The 23,143-nt window shown below is 69.9% G+C and carries 26 protein-coding genes; 7 read left to right on the forward strand and 19 right to left on the reverse strand.

The genetic code is table 11. The features are described from left to right. Positions 1-248: 248 nt before the first annotated feature. The 3 genes from ACZ7L0_RS06175 to ACZ7L0_RS06185 all read right to left on the reverse strand — a co-directional run bounded on the left by ACZ7L0_RS06175 (position 249) and on the right by ACZ7L0_RS06185 (position 4,161). Positions 249-1,574 (reverse strand): PhoH family protein, encoded by a 1,326-nt coding sequence (locus tag ACZ7L0_RS06175; protein WP_471241231.1) that lies wholly within the window; start codon positions 1,572-1,574, stop codon positions 249-251. Positions 1,575-1,925: 351 nt separating this feature from the next. Further along, a complete protein-coding gene (locus tag ACZ7L0_RS06180; protein WP_471241232.1) occupies positions 1,926-2,699 on the reverse strand; it encodes an isoprenyl transferase in 774 nt (257 codons plus the stop codon). 640 nt (positions 2,700-3,339) lie between these two features. Beyond that, positions 3,340-4,161 carry a methyltransferase domain-containing protein gene (locus tag ACZ7L0_RS06185; RefSeq protein ID WP_471241233.1) on the reverse strand — a complete coding sequence of 274 codons (822 nt, stop codon included), beginning with the start codon at positions 4,159-4,161 and terminating at the stop codon, positions 3,340-3,342. A gap of 49 nt (positions 4,162-4,210) precedes the next feature. Between ACZ7L0_RS06185 and ACZ7L0_RS06190 the strand changes: the two genes are divergently transcribed. Further along, positions 4,211-4,735 (forward strand): DinB family protein, encoded by a 525-nt coding sequence (locus ACZ7L0_RS06190; RefSeq protein WP_471241234.1) that lies wholly within the window; start codon positions 4,211-4,213, stop codon positions 4,733-4,735. Between the two features lie 36 nt (positions 4,736-4,771). On the opposite strand, the gene ACZ7L0_RS06195 is transcribed toward ACZ7L0_RS06190, so the two are convergent. Together ACZ7L0_RS06195 and ACZ7L0_RS06200 are read right to left on the reverse strand one after the other, a co-directional pair. Continuing rightward, entirely contained in the window at positions 4,772-5,254 is a 483-nt protein-coding gene (locus ACZ7L0_RS06195) for a GNAT family N-acetyltransferase (RefSeq protein ID WP_471241235.1), read from the reverse strand. Positions 5,255-5,312: 58 nt separating this feature from the next. Beyond that, entirely contained in the window at positions 5,313-6,185 is an 873-nt protein-coding gene (locus ACZ7L0_RS06200; RefSeq protein ID WP_471241236.1) for an LLM class flavin-dependent oxidoreductase, read from the reverse strand. A 244-nt stretch (positions 6,186-6,429) separates the two neighbouring features. On the opposite strand from ACZ7L0_RS06200, the gene ACZ7L0_RS06205 reads away from it, so the two are divergent. The 4 genes from ACZ7L0_RS06205 to ACZ7L0_RS06220 all read left to right on the forward strand — a co-directional run bounded on the left by ACZ7L0_RS06205 (position 6,430) and on the right by ACZ7L0_RS06220 (position 9,470). Next, a complete protein-coding gene (locus tag ACZ7L0_RS06205) occupies positions 6,430-7,068 on the forward strand; it encodes a hypothetical protein (RefSeq protein WP_471241237.1) in 639 nt (212 codons plus the stop codon). Between the two features lie 91 nt (positions 7,069-7,159). Continuing rightward, positions 7,160-7,549, forward strand: a complete 390-nt coding sequence (locus tag ACZ7L0_RS06210) for a DUF192 domain-containing protein (RefSeq protein WP_471241238.1) — start codon at positions 7,160-7,162, stop codon at positions 7,547-7,549. A gap of 74 nt (positions 7,550-7,623) precedes the next feature. Continuing rightward, complete coding sequence (locus ACZ7L0_RS06215) at positions 7,624-8,163, forward strand: ArsR/SmtB family transcription factor (RefSeq protein ID WP_471241239.1); 540 nt, start codon at positions 7,624-7,626, stop codon at positions 8,161-8,163. Next, positions 8,160-9,470, forward strand: a complete 1,311-nt coding sequence (locus ACZ7L0_RS06220) for an MFS transporter (protein WP_471241240.1) — start codon at positions 8,160-8,162, stop codon at positions 9,468-9,470. The genes ACZ7L0_RS06215 and ACZ7L0_RS06220 overlap by 4 nt, the downstream gene beginning before the upstream one ends. Here ACZ7L0_RS06220 and ACZ7L0_RS06225 read toward each other — a convergent pair. The 14 genes from ACZ7L0_RS06225 to ACZ7L0_RS06290 all read right to left on the reverse strand — a co-directional run bounded on the left by ACZ7L0_RS06225 (position 9,445) and on the right by ACZ7L0_RS06290 (position 20,568). Continuing rightward, entirely contained in the window at positions 9,445-10,068 is a 624-nt protein-coding gene (locus ACZ7L0_RS06225; RefSeq protein ID WP_471241241.1) for an OmpA family protein, read from the reverse strand. The genes ACZ7L0_RS06220 and ACZ7L0_RS06225 overlap by 26 nt on opposite strands. A gap of 7 nt (positions 10,069-10,075) precedes the next feature. Next, entirely contained in the window at positions 10,076-10,657 is a 582-nt protein-coding gene (locus tag ACZ7L0_RS06230) for a hypothetical protein (RefSeq protein WP_471241242.1), read from the reverse strand. A 34-nt stretch (positions 10,658-10,691) separates the two neighbouring features. Next, the gene (locus ACZ7L0_RS06235; protein WP_471241598.1) at positions 10,692-11,288 is read right to left on the reverse strand and encodes a pilus assembly protein TadG-related protein; all 597 of its coding nucleotides are present in this window, start codon (positions 11,286-11,288) and stop codon (positions 10,692-10,694) included. After that, the gene (locus ACZ7L0_RS06240; RefSeq protein ID WP_471241599.1) at positions 11,285-11,515 is read right to left on the reverse strand and encodes a Flp family type IVb pilin; all 231 of its coding nucleotides are present in this window, start codon (positions 11,513-11,515) and stop codon (positions 11,285-11,287) included. Before ACZ7L0_RS06240 ends, ACZ7L0_RS06235 begins: the two co-directional genes overlap by 4 nt. 92 nt (positions 11,516-11,607) lie before the next feature. Beyond that, positions 11,608-12,291 carry a response regulator transcription factor gene (locus ACZ7L0_RS06245; protein WP_471241243.1) on the reverse strand — a complete coding sequence of 228 codons (684 nt, stop codon included), beginning with the start codon at positions 12,289-12,291 and terminating at the stop codon, positions 11,608-11,610. Positions 12,292-12,306: 15 nt separating this feature from the next. After that, positions 12,307-13,686 carry a sensor histidine kinase gene (locus tag ACZ7L0_RS06250; RefSeq protein WP_471241244.1) on the reverse strand — a complete coding sequence of 460 codons (1,380 nt, stop codon included), beginning with the start codon at positions 13,684-13,686 and terminating at the stop codon, positions 12,307-12,309. Between the two features lie 20 nt (positions 13,687-13,706). Continuing rightward, complete coding sequence (locus ACZ7L0_RS06255; RefSeq protein ID WP_471241600.1) at positions 13,707-14,594, reverse strand: DUF5936 domain-containing protein; 888 nt, start codon at positions 14,592-14,594, stop codon at positions 13,707-13,709. A 16-nt stretch (positions 14,595-14,610) separates the two neighbouring features. Next, positions 14,611-15,555: a type II secretion system F family protein gene (locus ACZ7L0_RS06260; RefSeq protein ID WP_471241245.1), complete on the reverse strand. Its 945-nt coding sequence runs from the start codon at positions 15,553-15,555 to the stop codon at positions 14,611-14,613. Between the two features lie 8 nt (positions 15,556-15,563). Beyond that, a complete protein-coding gene (locus ACZ7L0_RS06265) occupies positions 15,564-16,901 on the reverse strand; it encodes a CpaF family protein (protein WP_471241246.1) in 1,338 nt (445 codons plus the stop codon). Positions 16,902-16,940: 39 nt separating this feature from the next. Next, positions 16,941-17,288 (reverse strand): TadE/TadG family type IV pilus assembly protein, encoded by a 348-nt coding sequence (locus ACZ7L0_RS06270; protein WP_471241247.1) that lies wholly within the window; start codon positions 17,286-17,288, stop codon positions 16,941-16,943. Between the two features lies 1 nt (position 17,289). Then, positions 17,290-17,670, reverse strand: coding sequence for a TadE family protein (locus ACZ7L0_RS06275; protein WP_471241248.1), 381 nt, complete (start codon positions 17,668-17,670; stop codon positions 17,290-17,292). Further along, positions 17,667-18,917, reverse strand: coding sequence for an AAA family ATPase (locus ACZ7L0_RS06280; RefSeq protein WP_471241249.1), 1,251 nt, complete (start codon positions 18,915-18,917; stop codon positions 17,667-17,669). The genes ACZ7L0_RS06275 and ACZ7L0_RS06280 overlap by 4 nt, the downstream gene beginning before the upstream one ends. 12 nt (positions 18,918-18,929) lie before the next feature. Beyond that, complete coding sequence (gene cpaB / locus ACZ7L0_RS06285) at positions 18,930-19,631, reverse strand: Flp pilus assembly protein CpaB (protein ID WP_471241250.1); 702 nt, start codon at positions 19,629-19,631, stop codon at positions 18,930-18,932. Positions 19,632-19,704: 73 nt separating this feature from the next. Continuing rightward, positions 19,705-20,568: a hypothetical protein gene (locus tag ACZ7L0_RS06290; RefSeq protein WP_471241251.1), complete on the reverse strand. Its 864-nt coding sequence runs from the start codon at positions 20,566-20,568 to the stop codon at positions 19,705-19,707. A 250-nt stretch (positions 20,569-20,818) separates the two neighbouring features. On the opposite strand from ACZ7L0_RS06290, the gene ACZ7L0_RS06295 reads away from it, so the two are divergent. Together ACZ7L0_RS06295 and ACZ7L0_RS06300 are read left to right on the forward strand one after the other, a co-directional pair. Beyond that, a complete protein-coding gene (locus tag ACZ7L0_RS06295) occupies positions 20,819-22,522 on the forward strand; it encodes a chitinase (protein WP_471241252.1) in 1,704 nt (567 codons plus the stop codon). Positions 22,523-22,574: 52 nt separating this feature from the next. Then, entirely contained in the window at positions 22,575-23,075 is a 501-nt protein-coding gene (locus ACZ7L0_RS06300; RefSeq protein ID WP_471241253.1) for a hypothetical protein, read from the forward strand. The last annotated feature ends 68 nt before the right edge of the window (positions 23,076-23,143 follow it).

A 23,143-nucleotide genomic window follows, 5' to 3' on the forward strand; every position in this document is an offset into this window, starting at 1 on the left:
ATACGACGTCGGTATGGAGTTGAGGTGGTGCTCACGTGGTGCCGTACCGCTGGGGGTACAGGTGTGTCGTATGCGGGGCCTGACAGGAATGAGACTCTGCCGCAACCGGACGCCGGGTGGCAATTCTGAGTTGCGTGTGAAAGCTCACATCCCGTTTGAGCCGGGGGATTCCACGAAACGGCCACACACGAAGGCGCCGCCCGGCTAGGCTCATGGCCTTTTGCCGGACGGCGCCCACTGAACTCCGGTCAGATATGCCCGTCTTCGAGCATTTCCGTCACAAGCGCGGCGATCTGGGACCTCTCAGACCGGGTCAGCGTGACATGCGCGAAGAGCGGATGCCCCTTCAGCTTCTCCACGACGGCGACCACACCGTCGTACCGGCCGACCCGCAAATTGTCCCTTTGTGCCACATCATGGGTCAGAACCACGCGTGAATTCGCGCCGATTCGGGACAGAACGGTGAGAAGTACGTTCCTCTCCAGCGACTGCGCCTCGTCCACGATCACGAACGCGTCGTGCAGCGAGCGCCCGCGGATGTGGGTGAGCGGCAGGACCTCCAGCATCCCGCGCGCGGTGACCTCCTCGATGACCTCGCGGCTGGTGACCGCGGAGAGGGTGTCGAAGACCGCCTGCGCCCAGGGGCTCATCTTCTCCGCCTCGGAACCGGGCAGATAGCCCAGCTCCTGCCCGCCGACCGCGTACAGCGGACGGAAGACCATCACTTTCTGGTGCTGGCGGCGCTCCAGGACCGCCTCCAGACCCGCGCACAGCGCCAGCGCCGACTTGCCGGTGCCGGCCCGGCCGCCCATCGAGACGATGCCGACGTCCGGGTCGAGGAGCAGGTCGAGCGCGATCCGCTGCTCGGCACTGCGGCCCTTGATGCCGAACGCCTCCCGGTCGCCGCGCACCAGACGGACGTTGCCCTCCGCGGTGACCCGGCCGAGCGCCTTGCCGCGCTCCGACTGGATCGTCAGGCCGGTGTGCACGGGGAGGTCGGAGGCCTCCGGCACATACGCATGGCCTTCCTCGAAGAGGATGTCCACCTGCTCGCCGGAGAGCGTCAGTTCGGACATCCCGGTCCAGCCGGAGGAGTCCGTGATGGCGAGCTCCGCGCGGTACTCCTCGGCGAGGAGGCCGACGGAGGAGGCCTTGATCCTGAGCGGCAGGTCCTTCGACACGACGGTGACGTCGAACCCCTCGGCCTGCAGGTTGCGCGCGACCGCGAGAATGCGGGAGTCGTTGTCCCCCAAGCGGTAGCCACTGGGCAGCACGCTGGGGTCCGAGTGGTTGAGCTCGACACGGATCGTCCCGCCGAGTTCCCCGATCGGGATGGGGGCGTCGAGGCGACCGTACTTCACCCGGTAGTCGTCCAGCAGGCGCAGGGCCTGCCGGGCGAAGTAGCCGAGTTCGGGATGGTGCCGCTTGGCCTCCAGCTCCGTCACCACGACGATGGGGAGCACGACCTCGTGCTCCTCGAAGCGGGTCAGGGCGTTCGGGTCGGCCAGCAGGACGCTGGTGTCGAGAACATAGGTGCGCCGGTCTGGCTTGTGGCGCTTTGTGCTGGTCACCACGGAAGGACGTACCCCCTCGGATGAGGTCGGGGAGCGACGAGGTGGAGCTGGACCGGTTGACGGCCTCCGCGCACGGCGGGCCGAGAACCGGCCCTCCGCGGCTGCGTCCGTGCAGTGACCGCACGGTCGGGCTGGTGCAAAGGGCCTCCCGGGCGGACGGCCCCGAGCCGTCCACTGAGATGCGACACCCGTGGTTCGGGTGTCGACCTGCTTGGCTTATGCCCTCGAACAAGCGGCGCCATGCAGACGCATGACACAGCGCGCTGATGAACTCCTTGTTACACCCGCTTGAAATGGGGTATACGCACGTCTTTCCCCCAGGGGTACGTCCCGGAGGCCGACGCCCGCCGGTCAGCCGCCGTAACGCCGGTGACGTGCGGCGTAGTCGCGCAGGGCGCGCAGGAAGTCGACCTTGCGGAAGGCCGGCCAGAAGACCTCACAGAAGTAGTACTCGGAGTGGGCCGTCTGCCACAGCATGAATCCGGACAGCCGCTGCTCGCCGCTGGTGCGGATCACCAGATCGGGGTCGGGCTGGGCACCGGTGTAGAGGTGACGTCCGATCATGTCGACGTCGACGGAGTCGGCGAGCTCCTCCAGTGAGACGCCCTTGTCCTGGGCTTCGAAGAGCATCGAGCGGACGGCGTCGGCGATCTCCTGGCGGCCGCCGTAGCCGATGGCGACGTTGACCAGTATCCCGTCGACGTGCGCGGTGGTCTCCTCGGCCTCCTTCAGCGCGGTCTGCATCTGCGAGGGGAGGATGTCCGGGGTGCCGACGTGGTGCACCCGCCAGCGGCCGTCGGCGGCCAGGGTGCGGACGACGTCCTCGATGATGCCGAGGAGCGGGACGAGCTCGTCCTTCGGCCGGTCGAGGTTGTCCGTGGACAGCAGCCAGAGCGTGACGACCTCGACGTCCGTCTCGGTGCACCAGCCGAGGAACTCCTCGATCTTGTCGGCGCCGACCCGGTGACCGTGGACCGTGCTGGAGCCGGAGGCCTTCGCCCAGCGGCGGTTGCCGTCCATGATGACGCCGATGTGCTTGGGCACCTGAGCGTGGTCCAGGTGGCCTTCCACCCGGTGTGCGTACAGCCTGACCAGCAGGCCGCGCAGCCTGTCGCGCAGGTTCACGTGATTGTCAGCCCCTCCGGTGTGGCGGTCCCCGCGGGCGAAGCCTACCTCTGCGGGACTTCGGCACGGGATTCCGGGCGTTGGTGGTGGGTGAGTGCGGCCGAGTGGAGGACCCACTCCCGCGGGCAGAAAAAACGGGCCGGTCCGTGGGGGGGAGACGGACCGGCCCGAGGGGGGGTTTCCACCATAACCCTTCGTAAGGGCCGGCGTGTGCATCAGCGCGCCACAACTACTCTCCGGAGTCGCCCGACGACGTGGCGCTGAGTGTGGAACTCTTCGTTCAGCGGGTTCACATGGCCGATTCACAGCTGATTCCCAGGGATTCGGGCCACATAAGGAGAGATTATGAGGTTTTGCGGCACCTTGAGGGCCGTTCGGCGAGTTGTCCTCCCCGTCCCCCCGATGGGCGACCCGGTCGCGAACGAACGCTTGACGTGCGCCCGGACCGGATTCGGGCACCGCGCAGCCCCCTCCGCCGCGCGGTGCCGCCCGCGCAGCTTTGCTTACGCGAATTACCTTGGTCTGAACTTACGTGGGTCGCCGTGCGGATTCGAGACGCCCGGGATAACGATGTGGAAACTCCAGGGAGATGGAAGGTGAACTCGGCGTCAGCTTGTCCACCTACGCACCGATCGCCCGATTACCGCTTCCGGCCCCCGGGCTGTTCCGGCTTCCGCGCGTCGAAGAGGTGACGGGTGCTGTGCGCCACGAAGGGGCCGTGGGCCTCGATCCGCTCGTGCAGGGCGCGTAGCCGCGGCTCGTACGCCTCGACGGTGAAGCCCGGCACCATCCAGACGACCTTGCGCAGGAAGTGGACGACGGCGGCGATGTCGTGGAACTCCATCCGCAGCCGCTCGGCCCGCAGATCGACGACCTCCAGCCCCGCCGCCTCGGCGCCGGCCCGCTCGCGGTCGGGGTGGCGTCCGCCGCGCACGCTCTCCGGCTGCGGCCCGAGGAAGAACTCCACGAGCTCGAACACGCTGTGCGGCCCCACATGCTGGGCGAAGTACGTACCCCCCGGCCGCAGCACCCGGGCGATCTCCTCCCACCGCGGGCTCACCGGATGCCGGCTGAGCACCAGGTCGAAGGCCTCGTCGGCGAAGGGCGGCGGCGCGTCCTCGGGCGTGGCGACCACCACGACCCCGCGGGGCCGCAGCAGGGCGGTCGCCTTGGCGACGTTCGGCGGCCAGCCCTCGGTGGCGGCGGCCAGTACGGGCCGGGCCGGGGCCGCCCTGCCGAGGGCGAAGTCCAGCACCTCCCCTCCCCCGGTCTGGATGTCCAGCGCGGCGGTGGCGCGGGCCAGCCGGTCGCCCGCCGAGCGGGCGTATCCCCACGAGGGCCGCGCCTCGGTGGCCCGTCCCTCGAACCAGGAGAAGTCCCAGCCCTCGGTGGGCACGGCGGCGCCTTCGGCGACCAGGTCTTCGAAGGTGCGGCGGCTTGAGGTGGAGGTGTCGGGTGCCATGGGGAAATCGTGACAGGACACGGCTCGCGCGGCTGCTAATTTTCCCGGCATGACAGCTGACACGGGCGGGGGGTCGGCCTACGCGGCCGACGAGAAGGCGATACTGCACGCGAGTCTCGACCGGCAGCGGGACGCGGTCCTCTGGAAGCTGGAGGGCCTCGGCGAGGAGCTGGTGCGGCGCCCGATGACCCCGTCCGGGACCAACCTCCTCGGCCTGGTCAAGCACCTGGCGTCGGTCGAGTACGGCTGGCTCGTCGGCACCTTCGGCCGCGAGGTCGAGCCGCTGTGGTTCGACCCGTACACCGACGAGGACATGACCGCCGCCCCCGACGAGACCACGGAACGGATCGTCGCCTTCTACGGCCGCGCCCGCGCCGCCGCCGACCGCACGATCACCGAGCTGCCCCTGGACACCCTGGGCCGGCCGGCCTGGCGGGACCATCCCGTCTCCCTGCGCTGGACCCTCACCCACATGATCGAGGAAACCGCGCGGCACGCCGGGCACATGGACATCCTGCGGGAACTCATCGACGGGGCGACGGGCGTTCGCCCGCCCGTCACAGGCGCGGTCTGACCGGCTCGGGGGGTGCGGAACTCCCCACGTCCTCGATCACCGCGCCCTCTCCGGGTCCCGGAGCACGAGCAGCACATGCTCGTCCTCGCCGTGCCGCAGCGTGCCGTCGTGTTCGAAGCCGTGCTTCTCCAGGAGGCGGACGGAGGCGGTGTTCCCGGCGAACGGGTCGGCGTACAACGGCCGGACGGGCTCATGCAGGAGAAAGCGGGTCAGGGCCCGGCTGCCGATGCCCTTCCCCCAGTACGGCCGCCCGAGCCAGTACCCGAGGAAGCGGCGGTCGCCCTCCCACCAGGACACGATGCTCCCGGCCACCTCGCCGCCCACGGTGACGGTCCGCACCAGGCAGCCCGGGTCGCCCAGGACGTTCTCCCGCCAGTGCGTCAGGAAGACGTCCCGGGGCCGGGGCGTGAACCGCGACCGCCGGACGGCTTCCGGATCGTGCTCGTAGGCGAGGAAGAACTCGAGGTCGGCATCGATGACGTCGCGCAGCTGTACGTGGTCGTCATGGGTCTCGGTCATGGCGCCGAGTGTGGCACCGGGCACTGACAACGGCCCGCGCCACGGCGGTAGACGGTCCTCAGGGCACGAGGGGCCTGACCTCCTCGGCCGCGAACCGCACGAATCCCTCCGGGTCGGGCTCGTCCCCCGTCGGCTGCAGGACCACGGTGTCGGCCCCGGCGTCCGCGAGCCTGCGCACGGCCTCCGCGACGGCGCCCGCGTCCCCCGCGACACCGAGATCCGGCACATGGGCGAGCTCCTCGGCCGCCAGCTCGGCGCGCAGGCGATCGGAGGCGTCCGCCCCGGTGGCGGCGAGCAGATAGACGACGACCTTGTGGGGCCCGGACCGCCCCGCCGCCGCCCTCCCCTCGTCGATGAGCCGCCGTGCCGTGCGCACGCCCTCTGGCGGCGTGCCCGCCGTGAGGACCGTGCCGTCCGCCGCCTCCCCGGACAGCCGCAGCGTACGCGGGCCGGTGGCGCCGGCGAGCACCTCCACGGGAGCCTCCGGCGGCCAGTCGAGGGCGACGTCGTCCAGCTTCACGTACCGCCCCTCGACCGTGAGCCGCTCCCCGCGCAACAGGGCCCGCAGCGCGAGGAGATGCTCCCGCAGCAGCGTCACCGGCGACTCGACCCGCGCCCCGACCTGCCCCATCCACTCCTGCACCCCGTGCCCGACGACGACCACGGCCCGCCCCGGGAACATCCGGTGCAGCCCCGCCGCCTCCATCGCGCTGACCGCGACGTTCCGCAACGGCACCGGCAACAGCCCGACCCCGACCCGCACCCTCTCGGTCCACGCGAGAGCGGCGGCAGCCGTCGAGATCCCGCCCTCCCGGAAGCAGTCCTCCCACAGCCACAACTCCTCCAGCCCTGCCCGATCCGCCAGCTCGGCGATGAATCGGAGGCGTTCTGGGGGGAGTTGGGGACGGAATACGGCGCCTAGTGTCGTCATGGTGACTTTTCTATCCAGGCTGTCAACCGGCGGCGAGCCTTTCATCGAATAGAAGGGGTGAATCGCGGCCCGTGGATCGGCCGGGCGCCGTGGGGGACTTCGGGGGCTGGGGAGAGTCGGGTGGTGAGGAGCCGTGGTGGGCGTGCGCGGGTCGTGCCGTAAGTTCCGTTGTCACCCTGCCTCCGCGTGCGTGCCGGTGAACGTGCGCGCGATAGAGCTGAGGCCTCTTCGGCTGGAGTTGGACATGACCGAGCCCCTGGTCGCGCTGGAGCACGAGTTCGTCCTCGACATCGAGTACGACCCGAGCCGGTGGCTGGAGATTCCGCCGCGCTGGGATGCCGAGGAGTGGCGGGACATCGGCGGGTGGGCGCGGGAGTGTGCCGAGCTCTTCTGGCGAGCGTACGGAGGCGAACCGGCTGGGCCGGGCGGGCCGGGGGTCCTCTTCCTCGCGGAGACGTTGTGCCGCTTCGCGGAGGCCTTCGCGCCCGCGCCCTTCGACACCCGGGTGCTGTTGCGGGTGTGGGAACCGACGAGTCCGCCGCTGCAGCTCTTCGCCATGGTCAAGCCCGCGTACGGGGACCGTGAGCAGACGCTTCGGTTCCTCGTCGGCGCGGAGGATCCGGACGCCCTCGACCTGCCGGCCGCCGAGACCTTCCGCACGGAGCTGCTCGGTGAGGGGCTGCGGGCGTTTCGGTACCTGCGGCAGGACGGCACGGCCGAGGTGGTCGCCGGACTGCGGTACGCGTGGCGGGACGAGGCGATCGGCGCCGACGTGGTGCTGTGGACCGCCACCGACGACACCGCGCAGATCATCCGGGCCGCCTCGGACATCGAGGAGCTGGCGCACGGGGTGAGCGTGGCGGTCTGGGGCGTACCGGAATGAGGCCCGTGCGGCCCGTGCCGGGGTCTTCCCCCCTCGATCGTCGATAACGTCGGCCCGGACGGCTTGCGGCGGTACGGCGGAGGGGGCCCGCATGGGGCGGTGGCGGGACGGGCGGGGGACCTTGGTCGTGCCGGCGGAGGGCGGGGCGGTCACCGTTCCGCTGGAGATCGCCGCCTCCTACCGGGCACGCACCAGAGGACTGCTGGGGCGGGACTCCGTCGACGGGGCCATGCTGCTCTCGCCCGCCGGCAGCGTGCACACCTTTCGTATGCGGATACCCATCGACGTCGCCTACCTCGACCGCCGGCTCACCGTCATCGCCGTACGCACCATGCGGCCCGGCCGCCTGGGCCTACCCCGGCTCCGGTCCCGGCATGTACTGGAGGCCGGGGCGGGGGCCATGGAGGGATGGGGGGTGCGGGTGGGGGTGCGGGTGGCGGTCGAGCGAGAGGGCTCGACACCCGGGCGTACCCGATTTTGATCGCGGCTCATGTCGGAAAACGGTGGCGCGAAATCCCCTTGCTCAATGGTCAAGAATCGTTGACCATTGCTCGCATGCCTACCGATGACCTTCCCGAGACGTTTCACGTCACCACTGACGACCAGCTGCGCGCCGTCTCCAATCTCACGCGTCACCGGATCATGGCCGTGCTCCGCTTCGAGCCGGCGACGATCACGCAGATCGCCGAGCGGGTTGGCCTTGCGAAGGGGAGTTCCAGCTATCACGTGCGGCTGCTGGAGCGGGCCGGCCTGGTGAAGGTGGTGCGGACGCGGAAGGTGCGGGGGGTCACCGAGCGGTATTACGCGATGGCCGCGCGGGCGATCGTGCTGCCGGATCCGGCCGAGGGCGGGCCGGATGTGCTGATGCGGCATGCGGTGGCGGATCTGGAGGCGTCGCCGGTGGACGGCGAGCGGCACGTGCGGATGGCGCATCTGCGGCTCACCGAGGAGCAGTTCGCGGAGCTGGGGGCGCGGCTGCAGGCATTGGCGGACGAGTACCGGGAGCTGTCCGATCCGTCGCTGCCGGACGCGTCACTCGTCTTCGCACTGTTCCACCCGACACCGCGCGAGCAGGCCGAAGGGGACGCCAAGTGACCTCATACATACGGAATTTACCGACCGGATTCGGACGGCTGTGGACTGCGCAGACGGTGTCCTCGCTCGGTGACGGGGTGTCGCATGCCGCGCTGCCGCTGCTCGCGTTGACGTTGACGCGGGATCCGATGGCGCTCGCCGTCGTCACGGCCGCCGGAACGCTGCCGTGGCTGCTCTTCGGGGTGCTCGGCGGTGCGCTGGTGGACCGCTGGGACCGTCGGCGCACGATGTGGGTCATGGACGCGGCACGTGCGGTGCTGCTCGCGATACCGGCGGCAGCGGCCGCGCTCGACGTGCTGAGCATTCCACTGCTCGCGGCCGTCGCCTTCCTGCTCGGCCTCGGTGGACTCTTCTTCGACACGGCCGCCACGGCCTATCTGCCGGATCTGCTCGGCCGCGACCCCGCGCTCCTGGAGCGCGCCAACTCCCGCCTGCGCGGCACCCAGACCGCCGCGTCCGGCTTCGCGGGGCCGCCTGCGGGCAGTGCCCTGCTCGCGCTCGGGCGGGCGGTTCCGCTGCTCGCCGACGCGGTGTCGTTCGCGCTCTCCGCACTGCTCGTACGTACGCTGCCCGCCATGCCCCGGCCCGTGCCGGAGATCCACGAGTCGCTGCTTCGGCAGGCTCGGGCCGGGGCCTCGTACGTCTTCCGGGACCGGGTGCTGCTCGGGCTCGCGCTCCGCCCGGCGGTCGGGAACGTCGCCTTCCTCGCCGTGGAGACCGTCCTCGCCCTCTTCGCGCACGACCGACTCGGCATCGACACCTACGGCTTCGGCCTGCTCCTCACGGCGGAGGCCACCGGCGGCCTGCTCGGTGCGGGCATCGCCTCCTACCTTGGCCGACGACTCGGCACCGGCACCGCACTGACCTGCACAGCCGCCGTCGAAGGGCTTGCCATCCTGAGCCTGGCCGCTGCCCCGAACCCGTACGTGGCCGGGCTGGCGCTCGCCGTCTGCGGGGCCGGCATGGGCGCCACGATGGTCCTCGGCCCCTCCCTCCGGCAGGCGATCGTCCCGGCCCACCTCATGGGCCGGGTCGCCTCCACCTCCCGCATGCTGGCCATGTGCGCCGCCCCCCTAGGGGCCTTCCTCGGCGGCTGGCTGGCCACCACCTACGACATCCGCACCCCGCTCTACGCCGCCGCCATCCTCCTCCTGGCGATGACGGCCGTCACGGCATCCATGACCAGCAACCGCCGGGTCGAAGCCGCACTGCGCGCAGCCGCCCCGGCCGGCGGTCCAGATCACCCGGCATCCAAGGATCCCGCCGCCGCGCCGGGGCGCGTCAACTCCCCCCGCGCGGGAAGGTGACCTCGACCCGGCGGTTCTTCCTGCGGCCCTCCTCCGAGGAGTTGTCCGCGATCGGGTACTGCTCGCCGTAGCCCCGCACCTCGAAGGTGACGTCCGAGTCGTTCAGGTCCTGGTCCAGGACCGCCTGTACGGCGTTGGCGCGCTGCTTGGACAGGACGTCGCCGTGTGCCGAGGAACCCAGGTTGTCCGTGAAGCCGAAGACTCTGACCTGGGTCGCGTTCTGCTTCTTGATCTCCTCGGCGATCGCGGCGATGCGGGCCTTCGCCTCCTCGCTCAGTTTCGCGCTGTCCTTGCTGAACAGCACCTCTGCCTGGAGGGCGAACTTCACGTCCGCGTTGGTGTCCTCGCGGCGCTCGTCTCCGCTCTGGTCCTCCACCACCGACTTGATGTCCAGAACCTTGGCCTCGGCCAGAGTGGCACCCTCGGGGAGCTTCAGATCCGGGTCGGTGGGGTCCACCTCGACGGGGGCGGAGGCGGAGGGCTCGGTGCCTGGGGGGACGCTGGGGTCGGTGTCGTCGGCGTGGGCCGCGCCGAGGTTTGTGGCGGCGAGGAGGGTGACGGCCAGGAGGGTGAGGGGGAGGCGGGGTTTGGTGGTCACTGGGGCCTCACCCGGAGATCTGGATGGTGCCGCTGGAGAAGGTGGGTAGTTGGAGGGTTAGTTCGGTGGTTCCTTCCGGTGGCGACGGAAACTGCATGAAGACTGGGAGACTCTGGCCGGCGGCGAGGGTTGCAAGGGCGGTCGTGGTGAGCGGTCGGCCTTCCGTGTCACGGAGCACGTAGTAGCGCTTCTTTCCCTTGGAGTCCACGAGAGTGGCACCACCGAGAGAGGGACCGTGCTTGACGATCTCCGTCTCGTCACCACTGACCTGTGCGGGGACGACCACCGACTTGGCCGCGTCGTTCTTGAGATTCCCGTTCACTGTGACGAACCCGCCCGGGTCCCGTTCCGCGGAGGTGATTTGCAGAAGCAGTCCGTTTGTTCCCTTGAGCTCGGCCAAAGGCGTCTCCGACTGTCCCTCCTGGGCACTTGGTCCGGACCCATCGGCCTTGGATGCGGACGCCGATGTTTTCGGCTTCGTGTGGTCGTCGCCACCGCTACCGCAGCCGGTCACACCGACAGCGAGACCGGCCGCAACGGTCAACGCGGCCATTCCCCTGCGGGCCTTCGCAGTGAACCGAATGCTCATCGCTCTGCTTCCTTCTTCAATCGTCGTTCGCTTGTCAGTCGGCCAGGTGGACGTTGAAGAGATCCTCGGGCCCGGGAAGATGCGTGGGATCGTCGGGATTCAGGTCCCAGTCCCTGTCCTTGCAAGTCAGTAGCGGCAAAGCATCGCCCTCGACATCCTCGCCGGGGAGCTTGAAGGTGCAGAGTGGCTCGATCACGGCTTTGGCTGACGCCGTCGATTTGGTGTTCTCCGTGCCAGGCACGACGGAGTCTCCAACAGGCCTGTTGGTCTGGACGTCGACGGTGTAGGTAAAGGGATCCGGCGCAGTACAGTTCTGCACCTGGGCATCGTTGCTCGCGGCAAGCTGATAGGCCCGCCAGCACGAGGGGTCGACCGGAACCTTCCCGTCGAAGACGTCCTGCCACTTGGTCGGATCAAGTACGTCCTCCAACCACTTCCCCGCCAACTGATCGCGCGTGTCCTGAGCCGCTGCGAGCGCCGCCGCGTCTGCAGCCGTCTGGGCACCGTTCCGGTTCGCCGCGGCCTGACCGACCGCAAGGTAGGCGAACGCAAGAAAGAGCAGACCCGCCACCACCGTGATGTAGATGGGGAAGGCCTGCCCTGCGTCGCTGTACTTGCGGGGGAGCTTCAGGTGATTTCGTTGATCTTTTCCTGAATCTTGTTGAGGATCGTCTGGCCGATGTTGGTTCCCGTGATCGCCAGCACGATCGCCACCACCACCGCGATGATCCCCAGATACTCGACCGCCGTCTGCCCCCTGTCCCCCGCCCGGCGTCGCAGTGCCTCGGCCGTCGTGTTCTTCCAGCCGCTCACGCGAACCTTGGTCGCCACGGCCGTCTTCAGCATCAGGTCGCTCATGGTGTTCCCTCCGGGGTTCGCTTCCGACCCCGGCACCGTATGGCCGGGGGCCCCGGTCTCCACAGGGCCCCTGGGCCCAATCCCGGCGCACTTCACGCCACCCCGAGCCACTTGGCCGCGGCCTGGGAACGGCTGGTGCTGTGGAGCTTGGCGAAGATGCGGTTGATGTGGTTCTTGACGGTCTTCTCGCTGATGAAGCAGGAGGCGGCGATCTGCTGGTTGTTCAGGCCGGTTGCGATGAGGTCCATGATCTCCGCCTCCCTTGTGCTCAGCCGGAACCGTGACTTCATTGACTGTCCCACATATGGTTGCAGTTGCGAAAGGTTTGGGGAGGGAATTTGGCTTGAGACCACTGGGAGTTCGGCGATTTCATGTGCAGTCGTTAGCGCGGTCGCCGCAGTGGGCGTGAAGTGCGGCCGGCCCGACCTGATGTCCCGGACGGCGGTGAGCAGTTGCTCCACGGTGAACTCGCCGTGGACGAGGTAGCCGCTCGCTCCGAGTCGTACCGCCTCCCGGACGATCCGGGACTCGTGGCTGTAGGTGAGCATCATGACCGGGGCCAGCGGGACGAGGTGGGGAAGGGCGGAGAGGCCGTCGACGCCGGGCATGCGGACGTCGAGGAGGACGAGGTCGGGGCGGTGGCGGCGGGCCGCGTCGCAGGCCTCACTGCCGTTGGCGGACTCGGCGACCACCGTGATGTCCTCGCGGCCGGACAGGAGGGCGGTCAGACCGGCGCGGACCACCGGGTTGTCGTCGGCCACCACGATTCGGAGCATCTGGGGTGCCTCCTCTCATGCGTCCTGGGGCTGGGGCTGCCCGGGGGGTGTCAGGGCCGCCAGAGGCAGTTCCAGGCGGACCTCGGTGCCTGTGGTGTGTTCGCCTCTTCCTATACGGATGCGGGCGCCCACCGACGCGGCCCGTTCGACCATGCCGACCAGCCCGAAGTGGCCGGTCCGGCGGAGGTCTTCGAGGGTGGTGTCGGGTGGGAGGCCCCGGCCGTCGTCGTGGACCGTGAGGCGGAGTACGTCCCCGTGCACTCCTGCCCGTACGTCCACGCGGGTGGGGGACGCGTGGCGGTGGGCGTTCTCCATGGCTTCCGAGGCGATGCAGAGGAGTTGCCGGGCCACCGCGGGCGGGAGGAGCGGGAGTACGTGGTCGCCCACGGGGCGGTACGTGGCCGGGACTCCGGTGCGGGTGGTGAAGTCCTGGGCACGGGCGGACAGTTCCGCCGACACGTCCGTGCCGTGCGCCGGGTCCGTCTCGCGCCGGAGGTCGGTCAGCAGTTCGCGTGCCTCCGTCGCCGCCCGGCGCGCCGAGCGGGCCACCAGTTCCGCCTGCCGCCGGATCAGGGCCGGGTCCCTGCGGTCCGCCACCGCCGACGCCGCCAGGCCGTCCGCGGCCAGGGCCACCCCGTACAAGGTCTTGGTCACCGAGTCGTGCATGTCGCGTGCCAGGCGGGCCCGTTCCGCGCTCACCGCTTCCGTCACCGCCAGGCGGGCCTGGATCGTCGTCAGGGCCTGGGTGGCGGCGCCGAAGCGGAGCATCAGGTTGCGGAGCGTCGAGCCCAGGGCGCCGGTGATGACGCAGAGGCCGGGCAGGAGCAACGACTCGGCGAGGTCGGTCTCGTGATGCGCCTTCAGCGTGGCGTGGACCAGCAGCAGGATCAGGGACTGGAGAGAGGCGAAGCACGCCGCGCCCCGCCAGCTGTAGAGCAGGCCGGCGAGCAGGGGTGTGCAGACGCTGACGTACGCGAGGGTGGTGTCCGGGCCGGCCGAGACGAGGAGGAGAGAGCCGAAGAGGGTGTCCACCGCCAGGAGGGTGGGGTGGCGCAGGAGGAGGGGGCCGAAGCGTTCCCAGTCCCTGAAGAGGACGTACGAGACCATGAAGGTGACGACCACCGCGGCGCCGACCAGGCGGGTGCCGATGCCGGGGGCGGCGTTGAGGAGGGCGGCGGGGGCGGCCAGGGCGATCATGGCGAGACGGAGGCCGAATACCTGCCGGCACATTGCCTGCAAGGCTCGGAGCTGCAGCTTTTCCGGGTCCGGCGGTGCGGGTGCCCTTGCGGGTGCGTGCGGGGGTACGGCCGGGCCCTGTGGGGCGTCGTCGCCGTCGGCGGCCCACTGTTCGTTCGGCTCCGCCGTGATCTCCGGCGGCCTGCGCCTCGTCGCCATCGCCATCACCCCACCCCCGCCTACTTCCCGGTGATCGTGCCGAAGTCCACGCCGGAGCCGAGGAGCAGGCCCGCGGTGAGGAGGAGCATGGTGGCCGGGACCATGAAGGTGGTGATCATCAGGGTGGCCCGGGGGACCGCCCGGGCGGCCTTGCGGCGGGCGTTCTGGGCGTCCGTACGGCGCATGTCCTTGGCGAGGGCGACCAGGGTGTCGACGATGGGCGCGCCCAGTTCCTCGCCCTGCTGCAGGGCCGTGACGAACATCGCCACCTGCTCGGAGTCGTTGCGGCGGCGGAGTTCCGTGAAGGCCTGGCGGCGGCTCATACCCAGGTCCATCTGGCGGAGGGTGATGCGCAGTTCGTCCGCCCAGGGACCCTCGTACCGGGAGGCCACGCGGTCCAGGGCCTGGCGGAAGCCGAGGCCGGCGCTCACCACGACCGCGAGCACGTCCAGGAAGTCGGGCAGTGTCCGCTCGATCACGTCCTTGCGGATGCGGATCGCCGACCAGATGCCGACCTCCGTCCAGAACGCGCCGAAGGCGAGGAGGAGCAGGGCCACGAACCACTGGCCGCGCAGCAGGAACACCAGGAAGCCGACGCCGCCGAGTGCCCCGTACACCGCGCGGCGCGCCGCGTAGCGGTCGATGGTCAGGCCGCCGGGGTTGCCCGCGAGGTCGATCCTGCGGCGGTACTTGGCGACCTGCTTGGGGCCCATCAGGCGCAGGACCGCGGGGGCGTAGCGCATGCCCATGCGGTCGATGAGGGAGTTGGCGGCGCCGGTGCGGGTCGCGCCCACCTCCAGGGCCAGCGCGAGGTCGCCGGGCAGCTTGGCGTCCGCGCGGTACATGCGGATGCCGGTGAAGACGCCCAGGACGCTCAGGCCCATGAGGAGTGCGAGGAGCAGGCCCATGTTCACGGTCATCCCCTCAGACGTCGATTCGGCTCATACGGCGGATCAGGACGAAGCCGATCGCGTACAGGGCGAAGGCGATGAGCACACTGGCCTGGCCGATCGGTGAGCCCGTCATTCGGTCCAGAGCGCCGTCCTTGACGCCGTTCATCAGGAACAGGGCGCCGATGCCGAGGACGGGGACGGCGTACGAGGTCATGGTCACCTGGGAGAGCTGGGTGCGGATCTCGCGACGGGTCTCCTTGCGTTCCTCCAGTGTCTCGGTCAGGTTGCGCAGGGCGGAGACCACCTGGCCGCCCGCCCTGTTCGACAGGACCAGGGTGGTGACCAGGACGACCAGTTCACGGGACGGGAGGCGGTCGGCGAGTTCGCCGAGGGCGTCGTCCATCGAGTGGCCGATCGCCAGCTGGTCGGCGACCTTGGCGAGTTCCTCGCCCGCCGGGGCCTCCAGTTCCTCCGCGGCCATCCCGATGGCGGTGCGCAGGGCGAGGCCGGCCTGGGTGGCGTTGGCCAGGATGCGCGCAAGTTCGGGGAGTTGGTTGATGAAGCGCTCGATACGTTTCTGGCGCTGCCAGTTGAGGAACTGCCATGCCGCCCAGATGCCCAGTAGTCCGGCGAGGGGGCCGAAGAAGGGGGCCAGGGTGGCCTGGCCGATCAGCCACAGGGCGGCGACCGTGGCGAGCATGTAGGCGAAGAACTCCCCCGGGGTGACGTCCAGGCCGGTCGCCGCCAGGCGCAGTTCCAGTCTCCGGCCGAGTGAGGTGCCGCGCAGTCGGCGGTCCAGGTTGCGAAAGCGGCGCCGGCGGCCGGTGACCGCGACCTGGCCGGTGTACGTCAGCCGCTCCACCAGTTCCGCCCGCTGGGCCCGGCCGGTGGCGTAGGCGTGCAGGCCCAGCACGGCCAGGACGCAGGTCAGCAGGGTGATGCCCGTGGTGAGGGTGACTAGCGTGTGCAGATCCATGGGCCTACCTACCTGGCTTCTCGGGTGGTGAGCTGGTCCAGCGTGTGGGCGACGCCGAAGGCCTGGGGGATCGGCTGGCTCGCCATGTAGAGGCGGTCGGCGGTGCGGCGCGGCAGCGGGAAGTAGTGGAAGGCGCCGTACACCCGGCCGTTGGGGGTCATCGGCTGGGCGTCGAAGCGGGCCACGGTGGCCAGGCGGTAGGGCTCGCCGCCGTGGCTGTCCAGCAGGGCGATCTCGGTGATGCGGCGGGCGCCGTCGGCGAAGCGGGTGAGCTGGACGATCACGTCCACGGCGCTGTTGATCTGGTCGTGCAGCGCGACGAAGGGGACCTCCACGTCGGACATGGAGGCGAGCGTCTGGAGACGGGTGAGCGCGTCCTCGGCGCTGTTGGCGTGCACGGTGGCGAGGGAGCCGTCGTGGCCCGTCGACATCGCCTGGAGCATGTCCAGGGACTCGCCTCCTCGGACCTCACCGACCACGATCCGGTCGGGGCGCATCCGGAGGGAGTTGCGGACCAGGTCCCGGATGGTGACCTGGCCCTTGCCCTCGACGTTCGGCGGGCGGGACTCCAGGCGGACCACGTGGGACTGCTGGAGCTGGAGTTCGGCCGAGTCCTCGATGGTGATGATGCGCTCGTGCGCCGGGATCAGGCCGGAGAGGGCGTTGAGCAGGGTCGTCTTGCCGGTGCCGGTGGCGCCGGAGACGATGATGTTGAACTTCGCCTGCACCAGACCGGCCAGCAGGAACACCATGTGCTCGTCCAGCGAGCCGAGGCCGATCAGCTCCTGGAGGGTGAAGGAGCGCGGGAAGCGCCGGATGGTGAGGGTGGGGCCGGTCAGCGACAGCGGCGGGATGATGACGTTCACGCGCTCGCCGGAGGGGAGTCGGGCGTCGACCATCGGGTTCGACTCGTCCACGCGGCGGTTGACCGTCGACACGATCCGCTCGATCGTCTGCATCAGCTGGTCCTGGGAGACGAAGCGGATCGGCAACTGCTCCACCCGGCCGCCGCGTTCGACGAAGATCGCGTCCGGGCCGTTGACCATGATCTCCGTGATCGACGCGTCTTCGAGGAGGGGTTCGAGGATGCCGAGGCCCAGTGCCTCGTCGACCACCCGGCGGATCAGCTGGGAGCGCTCCACCGTCGACAGGACCGGGCCCTCGCGGCTGATGATGTGCCCGAGCACCCGCTCCAGCCGCGCCCTGCGCTCGGCGGCGGCCAGCGAACTCATCTCCGCGAGGTCGATCTCCTCCAGCAGCTTGGCCCGGTAGGAGGCGACCAGATGGCCGTCCTCGCCCCGGCTGCCGTGCTCCTCGGGGGTGTTGATGCGTGCGCGGAGGCTCATGGGTGGGGGGCTCCTCGTTTTCCGGTCAGTGGTCCTCGGTCAGTGGTCGAGCGGCATGGTGGCGGTCCGCCGGGCGTCGCCGAGTTCCCAGACGATCTTGGGGATGTGGACGGTGGCGGTGACGGTGACCGTGTCGCCCTGCTCCGAGGACTCGCACGCCACGGTGAGCCCACCGCTGACCGCGTCCCGGCACGCCTGCCCGACGTTCTGCCGCAACGAGGCGGCGCGCGCCCCCGCCCTGGCCGCCGTCCCCGCCTGCTCGGCGGCATAGGCGACCGCCCCGATCTGGATGCCGGCCATGGCGACGATGAGCAGGATCGGGATGAACCCGAGGTACTCGATGGCGACTTGTCCCCGGTCGCGGCGGCGTTCACGGTCGTACGGCATCTCAGCGCTTCACCTCCTCCACGGTGCCGGCGTGGCCGTGCACCGTCACGGGGAAGTCGATGGAGCCCGGGAAGAGGACCGGTACCTTGAGGTCGACGTCCGCGGTCACATAGCCGGTCCCGCCGCACTGCCGCACCGTGGCACCCCCCTTCCAGGCCCCCGAGAGGTGTTTCAGCGCCGCCTGCTGGCACGCGCCGAAGCGCTCCCCGCGTGGTACCGCCGTCCCCGCCCGCACCCCCTCGTCCGCGGCATTCCCGGCGAGCGTGTAGGCGTACCCCGTGAGCACGCACTGCCACATCAGCACCAGCGTCAGCACGATCAGCGGGGTCATGCCGAGCAGCTCGATGCTCACCTGGCCCCGGTCCCGCTCCGGCCGTCTCACCCGCCCGCCTCCTTCCGTCGCCTGAACCCCGCCGACCCGCGGTCGTTGCGCGCCCGGCCGCGTCGGCCTCCCTCGGCTGCCTTGACCAGCCCCAGCTCGCCCGCGAGGGCCCACAGGGCCTGCTTCACCGTGCTCCTGGCGTCGAGTTCGTGGACGCGTCCGGCGTCCACGGCACCCTGGAGTTCCTTGAAGGCCGCGGGGACGGACGTGCGGGCCAGCGCGGTGCCGGTGATGCGCTGGATGAGCGGCGGCTGGATCTCCGTACCGCGCGTGTGGCGGTTGACGACGGCCGTGGTCTCCTCGGCCTTGCGGATCTGCAGCCGGTCCCACATCCGTACCGTGCGCTTGGCGGCGCGGACGGCGACCACGTCCGGGGTGGTGACCAGGAGCGCCGTGTCGGCCATCTCCACGGCTGCCGCGCCGGCGCCGCTGAGCTGGGCGCCGCAGTCGACCACGACGACCTCGTAACGGGAGCGCAGGGCGCTGACGATCTGGCGGGCGGCGCGGTCGGTGACCTCCTCGCCGCGTTCGCCCTCGCCGGGGGCGAGCAGCAGGGCGAGGCCGGTGTCGTGGCGGAAGACGGCGTCGGCGAGGACGCGGGGCGAGATGTCGGTGATGGTCGCCAGGTCGACGACCGAGCGGCGGAACTGGACGTCCAGGTAGGAGGCGACGTCGCCGGTCTGGAGATCCATGTCGACCAGGGCGGTGGAGCGGCCGGAGGCCTGCGCGGCGAGGGCCAGTTGGATGGCGGCGAAGGTGGCGCCGACGCCTCCCTTGGCTCCGCTGACGGTCACGACGGTGCCGCCGACGCCGCTGAACACGTCGGCGCCGTGGCCGAGGTGGCGTCGTACGCCCATGGACCACTGGGCGACGGCCTGGACCCGCATCGCCAGTTCCTCGTAGCCGAGCGGGAGGGTGACCAGGCCGCGGGCGCCGGAGTCCATGGCGGCGGCGAACAGGCCGGGTCCGGCGTCGGAGGTGACGAGGATGACGCCTACGGCCGGGAAGCGCAGGGCGACCTCGCGGACGAGTTCCAGGGCCGGGACCGGGCCGATCCGCTCGTGTACGACGACGACCTCGGGCAGTTCGTCGACGGACTCGGCGGCGAGGCGGGCGAGGGTGTCGATGAGCTGGGTGGAGTCGGCCACCGGCGGGACCGGTTCGGCGTCCGGGAGCTGGCTGAGCAGGGTCGTGAGGGACCGGACCGCGTCCGCGTCACCGACCGCCGGGAGGATCCTGGTGGGCATGCGGGGCGCCTCTCACTTGTCCGTCGCGAGTTCGTACGTGCGGTCCTTGTCGGGGACGGTGGTCTCGCTGCCGGGGGCCACCAGGGCGAGCCGGACCCGCTGGGCGAACGACTCGGCGTACGTGATGCGCTGGGCGTCGATCGTGGACAGCGCGAAGGTGATCGGGACGGCGTCGGTGGGCTGCTGGTTCTTGTTGTCGGGCTCCAGGGAGGTCAGTTTGCCGACGTCGAGGACCCGGGCGTTGGTCACGATGATCTTCGACTGGTCGGGGTCGCCCTCCTTCTTCCCCTCGAAGGTGGCGTAGACGTTGACCCGGGAGCCGGGGGTGATCTTGCCGGCGACTCCGGTGGCCGCGTCGATCATGATCGCGACCTCCTGCTGGCCCGCCTGGAGCGCGGGCTGGTCGACGACCATGTCGGTCTGCAGGAGGGAGCCCTTTTCCAGGGTGGTCACGGCGATCTTGCCCTGGATCTCCCGGAGGCTGGTGACGGCGTTGGAGGACAGCCACCGCTCGGGCATCTTGATCTTCTCGAACTGCCCGGCGTTCAGGGTCGTATAGGGCGCCACCTCGGACCGGACCCGGTACGCGGTGACCTCGGGCCCGACCTTGGACCGCACGTCATCGATGACGGAGAGCACACCGGCGAACGCGCCGAGCGCGCAGAGGACCGAGAGGATCAGGAGTATCACGCCGCGGCGCTGACGGGAGTTCATGAACCGTGCAACCTCATTGGGGGAATCGGTCGAGCGGGGTCGGGGTGCGGGCGGGGCGGTGCGGAGTCGCCGGTCAGGCGGGCGTTCGCTGTTCCAGGGCCCGTGGCGCGGGCGCCTCGTACACGGGCGGGGTGGCGGAGCAGAAGACGCAGCGGTCGCCGATGACGTCGACGCCGCACCAGTGGCAGCTGCTCTGCCGGACCGAGGTGACCAGCTGGTAGAGGACCGAGAGGTCGGCGAGATAGCTGCAGAACTCGACCACCTTCCCGGTTCCCCACCAGGCCGGAGACTCGGCGGGCAGCGGTACCTCACGCATCCCGTGCACACCCCAGGACTTGCCCAGCGTGGCCCCGACCCACTCGGACTGGAGCTGTCCCTTGGCGACCAGCATCGAGGTGGCGAACTCCGGGCCGCTCAGGGTGGCCTCGGGCCCGACCCGGACCAGTTGCGGCTCGGGGTGGGCGACCACCGCGAACTGGCTGCCCGGCACCCAGGACTTGGCGTGCGCCTTCAGGCCGACCGGTACGCGGTCCAGCTTGGCCACGGAGCCGAGGACCGCGCCGGCGTGGATGTAGTGGGTGAGCAGCCGGCCGGCGGAGGCCAGCACGCCCGGGCTGAGATCGCAGGAGGCCAGCTGCCGCAACTGGCGGGCCAGGACGGCGATTCCGAGGGGCGGCAGCTCGGGGCGGAACAGGGCTATGCGGTCGCTCTCCATGAGGGAGCGCAGCGTGTGCAGCCGCCGGGTCACCCCCGCGGGGGCGGCCTGCGACGACACGACGACGACATGCCCGTGCTGCTCGACGAGCGCCTGGAGTTCGGCCAGGGCCTGGTCGAGCGGTCGCTGGTCGAGCTCGCGCAGCACGACGGCGGGCACGGTCCGCTCGTCCTGCGGCGGCAGCGCCATGTCGGCGCTGGTCACGGCGATGGCAGTTGGCACGCGCAGCTCCCCGCTCTTCACACCCGTCGGCCCACCGGCTGTTACTCCAATACGGCGGGACGACTTCACTGCGTGACTACGTGAGCACTGTAACCACGCCGCTGTGGCCGGAGAACAGCGTTTGTGTAGGTGGGCGGGAACTGGTTCTGCGCAACACCTGTCAAACCGGGGCAGGTTGAGCATCCCGCCCGCCGCCCAGTTTGGTCTGGACCTATTGACAGTCAGATTGGTCTGGACCAACTTGGAGCGCATGCCTCCCGTTACCAGACACAGCCGACGCATCCGTTGGAGCGCCTGCGGCGCACTCGCCCTGGCCCTCTCCATGGCAGGCCTCACCGCCACCCCCGCGTCCGCGGCGGACGTGAACAACATCAAGAACGCCGGCTTCGAGTCCGGCCTGACCAACTGGACCTGTTCCGCGAACAGCGGTACGGCCGTCACCTCCCCGGCGCACGGCGGCACGGCCGCGCTCAGGGCGACGCCGGCCGGGCAGGACAACGCCCGCTGCACCCAGACGGTGGCGGTGAAGCCGAACTCGACGTACACCCTGAGCGCGTGGGTGCAGGGCGGCTACACCTACCTGGGCGTGACGGGCACGGGCACGACGGACATCTCGACCTGGACCCCGGACTCGGCGTCGTGGAAGCAGTTGTCGACGACGTTCACGACCGGGTCGACGACGACCTCGGTCACGGTGTACACGCACGGCTGGTACGGCCAGGCCGCCTACTACGCCGACGACGTATCGGTGTACGGCCCCGACGGCGGCGGAGGCGGCGACCCCGCCCCGACGGTCCCGGCGGCGCCGGGCGGGCTGAGCGTGTCGGGCACGACGTCCTCGTCGGTGTCGCTGACGTGGTCGGGCGTGTCGGGGGCCACCGGCTACAACGTCTACCGCGGCGGTACGAAGGTGGCGTCCGCCTCGGGAACGTCGGCGACCGTGACCGGCCTCGCGGCTTCCACCTCGTACTCCTTCCAGGTCACGGCGACCAACTCGGCGGGTGAGTCGGCGAAGTCGGCGGCGGTGACGGCCACGACGGCGGCGACCGGGGGCGGGGGCGGAGGCACCTTGCCGAAGCACGCGGTGACCGGCTACTGGCAGAACTTCAACAACGGGGCCACCGTGCAGAAGCTCTCCGCCGTCCCCTCCGCCTACGACATCATCGCGGTGGCCTTCGCGGACGCCACCTCGACACCCGGCGCCGTCACCTTCAACCTCGACTCGGCCGGCCTCGGCGGCTACACGGTCGACCAGTTCAAGGCGGACATCAAGGCCAAGCAGGCGGCCGGGAAGAAGGTCATCGTCTCGGTCGGCGGCCAGAACGGCACGGTGTCGGTGAGCGACTCGACGTCGGCGGCGAACTTCGCCAACTCGGTGTACTCGCTGATGCAGACATACGGCTTCGACGGCGTCGACATCGACCTGGAGAACGGCCTCAACGCGACCTACATGACGCAGGCGCTGAGGTCCCTGTCGGCGAAGGCGGGGTCGTCCCTGGTGCTGACGATGGCCCCCCAGACGATCGACATGCAGTCGACCTCGAACACCTACTTCCAGACCGCCCTGAACCTCAAGGACATCCTCACGGTGGTCAACATGCAGTACTACAACAGCGGTTCCATGCTGGGCTGCGACGGCAAGGTGTACTCCCAGGGCTCGGTCGACTTCCTGACCGCCCTCGCCTGCATCCAGCTGGAGGGCGGCCTCTCCCCGTCACAGGTGGGCCTGGGCCTTCCGGCGTCGACGAGCGCGGCGGGCAGCGGATACGTCTCCCCCACGGTCGTGAACAACGCCCTGGACTGCCTGACCAAGGGCACCGGTTGCGGTTCCTTCAAGCCCTCGAAGACCTATCCCGACCTGCGGGGCGCGATGACATGGTCCACCAACTGGGACGCGACCTCGGGGAACGCGTGGTCGGGTTCGGTGGGGGCGCATGTGCACGGGCTGCCGTAGCGACGGCGCGGGTGGTGGCGTGATGTCGCGTTGCGCTCCGTAACCACCTCGTGTGATCTTTGGGAACGTGCGGCGGGCGCGGGCGGGACCCGCCCCGCCGCAGGACGTCTTCGACGCGTTTCTTCTGGCCTGTGAAATGGATCAACGGATCATTATGTCGACTCGCGGCGAGCAGGCGATGCAAGTGCTCGGCAGGTTCGGAGAGCTCGCGTGGTTCAAATTGCCCACAGAGATCAATCCCACGTTCGGCTACCCGCAGGTGCCTTACTTGGGGTGGCGTTACGCGTCCCCCCAGGAAGGGGTCGCAGGGCTCATGGAAGCTGCCGTAAGAACGCTGCCGACGCAAGTTGACTGGACACTTGACAGGTCACGGAGAAATTGGATTCTTGTCCCGACCCGGCTTCTGCGCGAGGCGCAAGGGCTGGCCAACCCTGCATTTAATGATGTCGTCCACTCCATCAATACCCAAGATCAGGAGTTCTGCCTCAGAGCACTGACAGATTTTGGACTCATCATCGAGCGCCTGCGACAGATCCCTATCCCAGAAGACTGATTGGAGCTGAAGGAAAGCGTTCCGGATGAAAAGGGAAGTCGCCATCAACCAACTTGAGGCTGCTTTGC

Source organism: Streptomyces sp. NPDC039424 (genome assembly GCF_055639495.1).

Bases quoted from the DNA above. Each gene is read 5' to 3' on its own strand.
- ACZ7L0_RS06205 (WP_471241237.1), top strand. From the start codon at position 6,430: ATGACCGAGCCCCTGGTCGCGCTGGAGCACGAGTTCGTCCTCGACATC.
- cpaB (WP_471241250.1), bottom strand. From the start codon at position 19,631: ATGAACTCCCGTCAGCGCCGCGGCGTGATACTCCTGATCCTCTCGGTC.
- ACZ7L0_RS06280 (WP_471241249.1), bottom strand. From the start codon at position 18,917: ATGCCCACCAGGATCCTCCCGGCGGTCGGTGACGCGGACGCGGTCCGG.
- ACZ7L0_RS06255 (WP_471241600.1), bottom strand. From the start codon at position 14,594: ATGGGCCTGCTCCTCGCACTCCTCATGGGCCTGAGCGTCCTGGGCGTC.
- ACZ7L0_RS06265 (WP_471241246.1), bottom strand. From the start codon at position 16,901: ATGAGCCTCCGCGCACGCATCAACACCCCCGAGGAGCACGGCAGCCGG.
- ACZ7L0_RS06185 (WP_471241233.1), bottom strand. From the start codon at position 4,161: ATGGCACCCGACACCTCCACCTCAAGCCGCCGCACCTTCGAAGACCTG.
- ACZ7L0_RS06215 (WP_471241239.1), top strand. From the start codon at position 7,624: ATGCCTACCGATGACCTTCCCGAGACGTTTCACGTCACCACTGACGAC.
- ACZ7L0_RS06190 (WP_471241234.1), top strand. From the start codon at position 4,211: ATGACAGCTGACACGGGCGGGGGGTCGGCCTACGCGGCCGACGAGAAG.
- ACZ7L0_RS06195 (WP_471241235.1), bottom strand. From the start codon at position 5,254: ATGACCGAGACCCATGACGACCACGTACAGCTGCGCGACGTCATCGAT.
- ACZ7L0_RS06245 (WP_471241243.1), bottom strand. From the start codon at position 12,291: ATGCTCCGAATCGTGGTGGCCGACGACAACCCGGTGGTCCGCGCCGGT.
- ACZ7L0_RS06200 (WP_471241236.1), bottom strand. From the start codon at position 6,185: ATGACGACACTAGGCGCCGTATTCCGTCCCCAACTCCCCCCAGAACGC.
- ACZ7L0_RS06250 (WP_471241244.1), bottom strand. From the start codon at position 13,686: ATGGCGACGAGGCGCAGGCCGCCGGAGATCACGGCGGAGCCGAACGAA.
- ACZ7L0_RS06240 (WP_471241599.1), bottom strand. From the start codon at position 11,515: ATGAGCGACCTGATGCTGAAGACGGCCGTGGCGACCAAGGTTCGCGTG.
- ACZ7L0_RS06230 (WP_471241242.1), bottom strand. From the start codon at position 10,657: ATGAGCATTCGGTTCACTGCGAAGGCCCGCAGGGGAATGGCCGCGTTG.
- ACZ7L0_RS06295 (WP_471241252.1), top strand. From the start codon at position 20,819: ATGCCTCCCGTTACCAGACACAGCCGACGCATCCGTTGGAGCGCCTGC.
- ACZ7L0_RS06260 (WP_471241245.1), bottom strand. From the start codon at position 15,555: ATGGATCTGCACACGCTAGTCACCCTCACCACGGGCATCACCCTGCTG.
- ACZ7L0_RS06270 (WP_471241247.1), bottom strand. From the start codon at position 17,288: ATGCCGTACGACCGTGAACGCCGCCGCGACCGGGGACAAGTCGCCATC.
- ACZ7L0_RS06210 (WP_471241238.1), top strand. From the start codon at position 7,160: ATGGGGCGGTGGCGGGACGGGCGGGGGACCTTGGTCGTGCCGGCGGAG.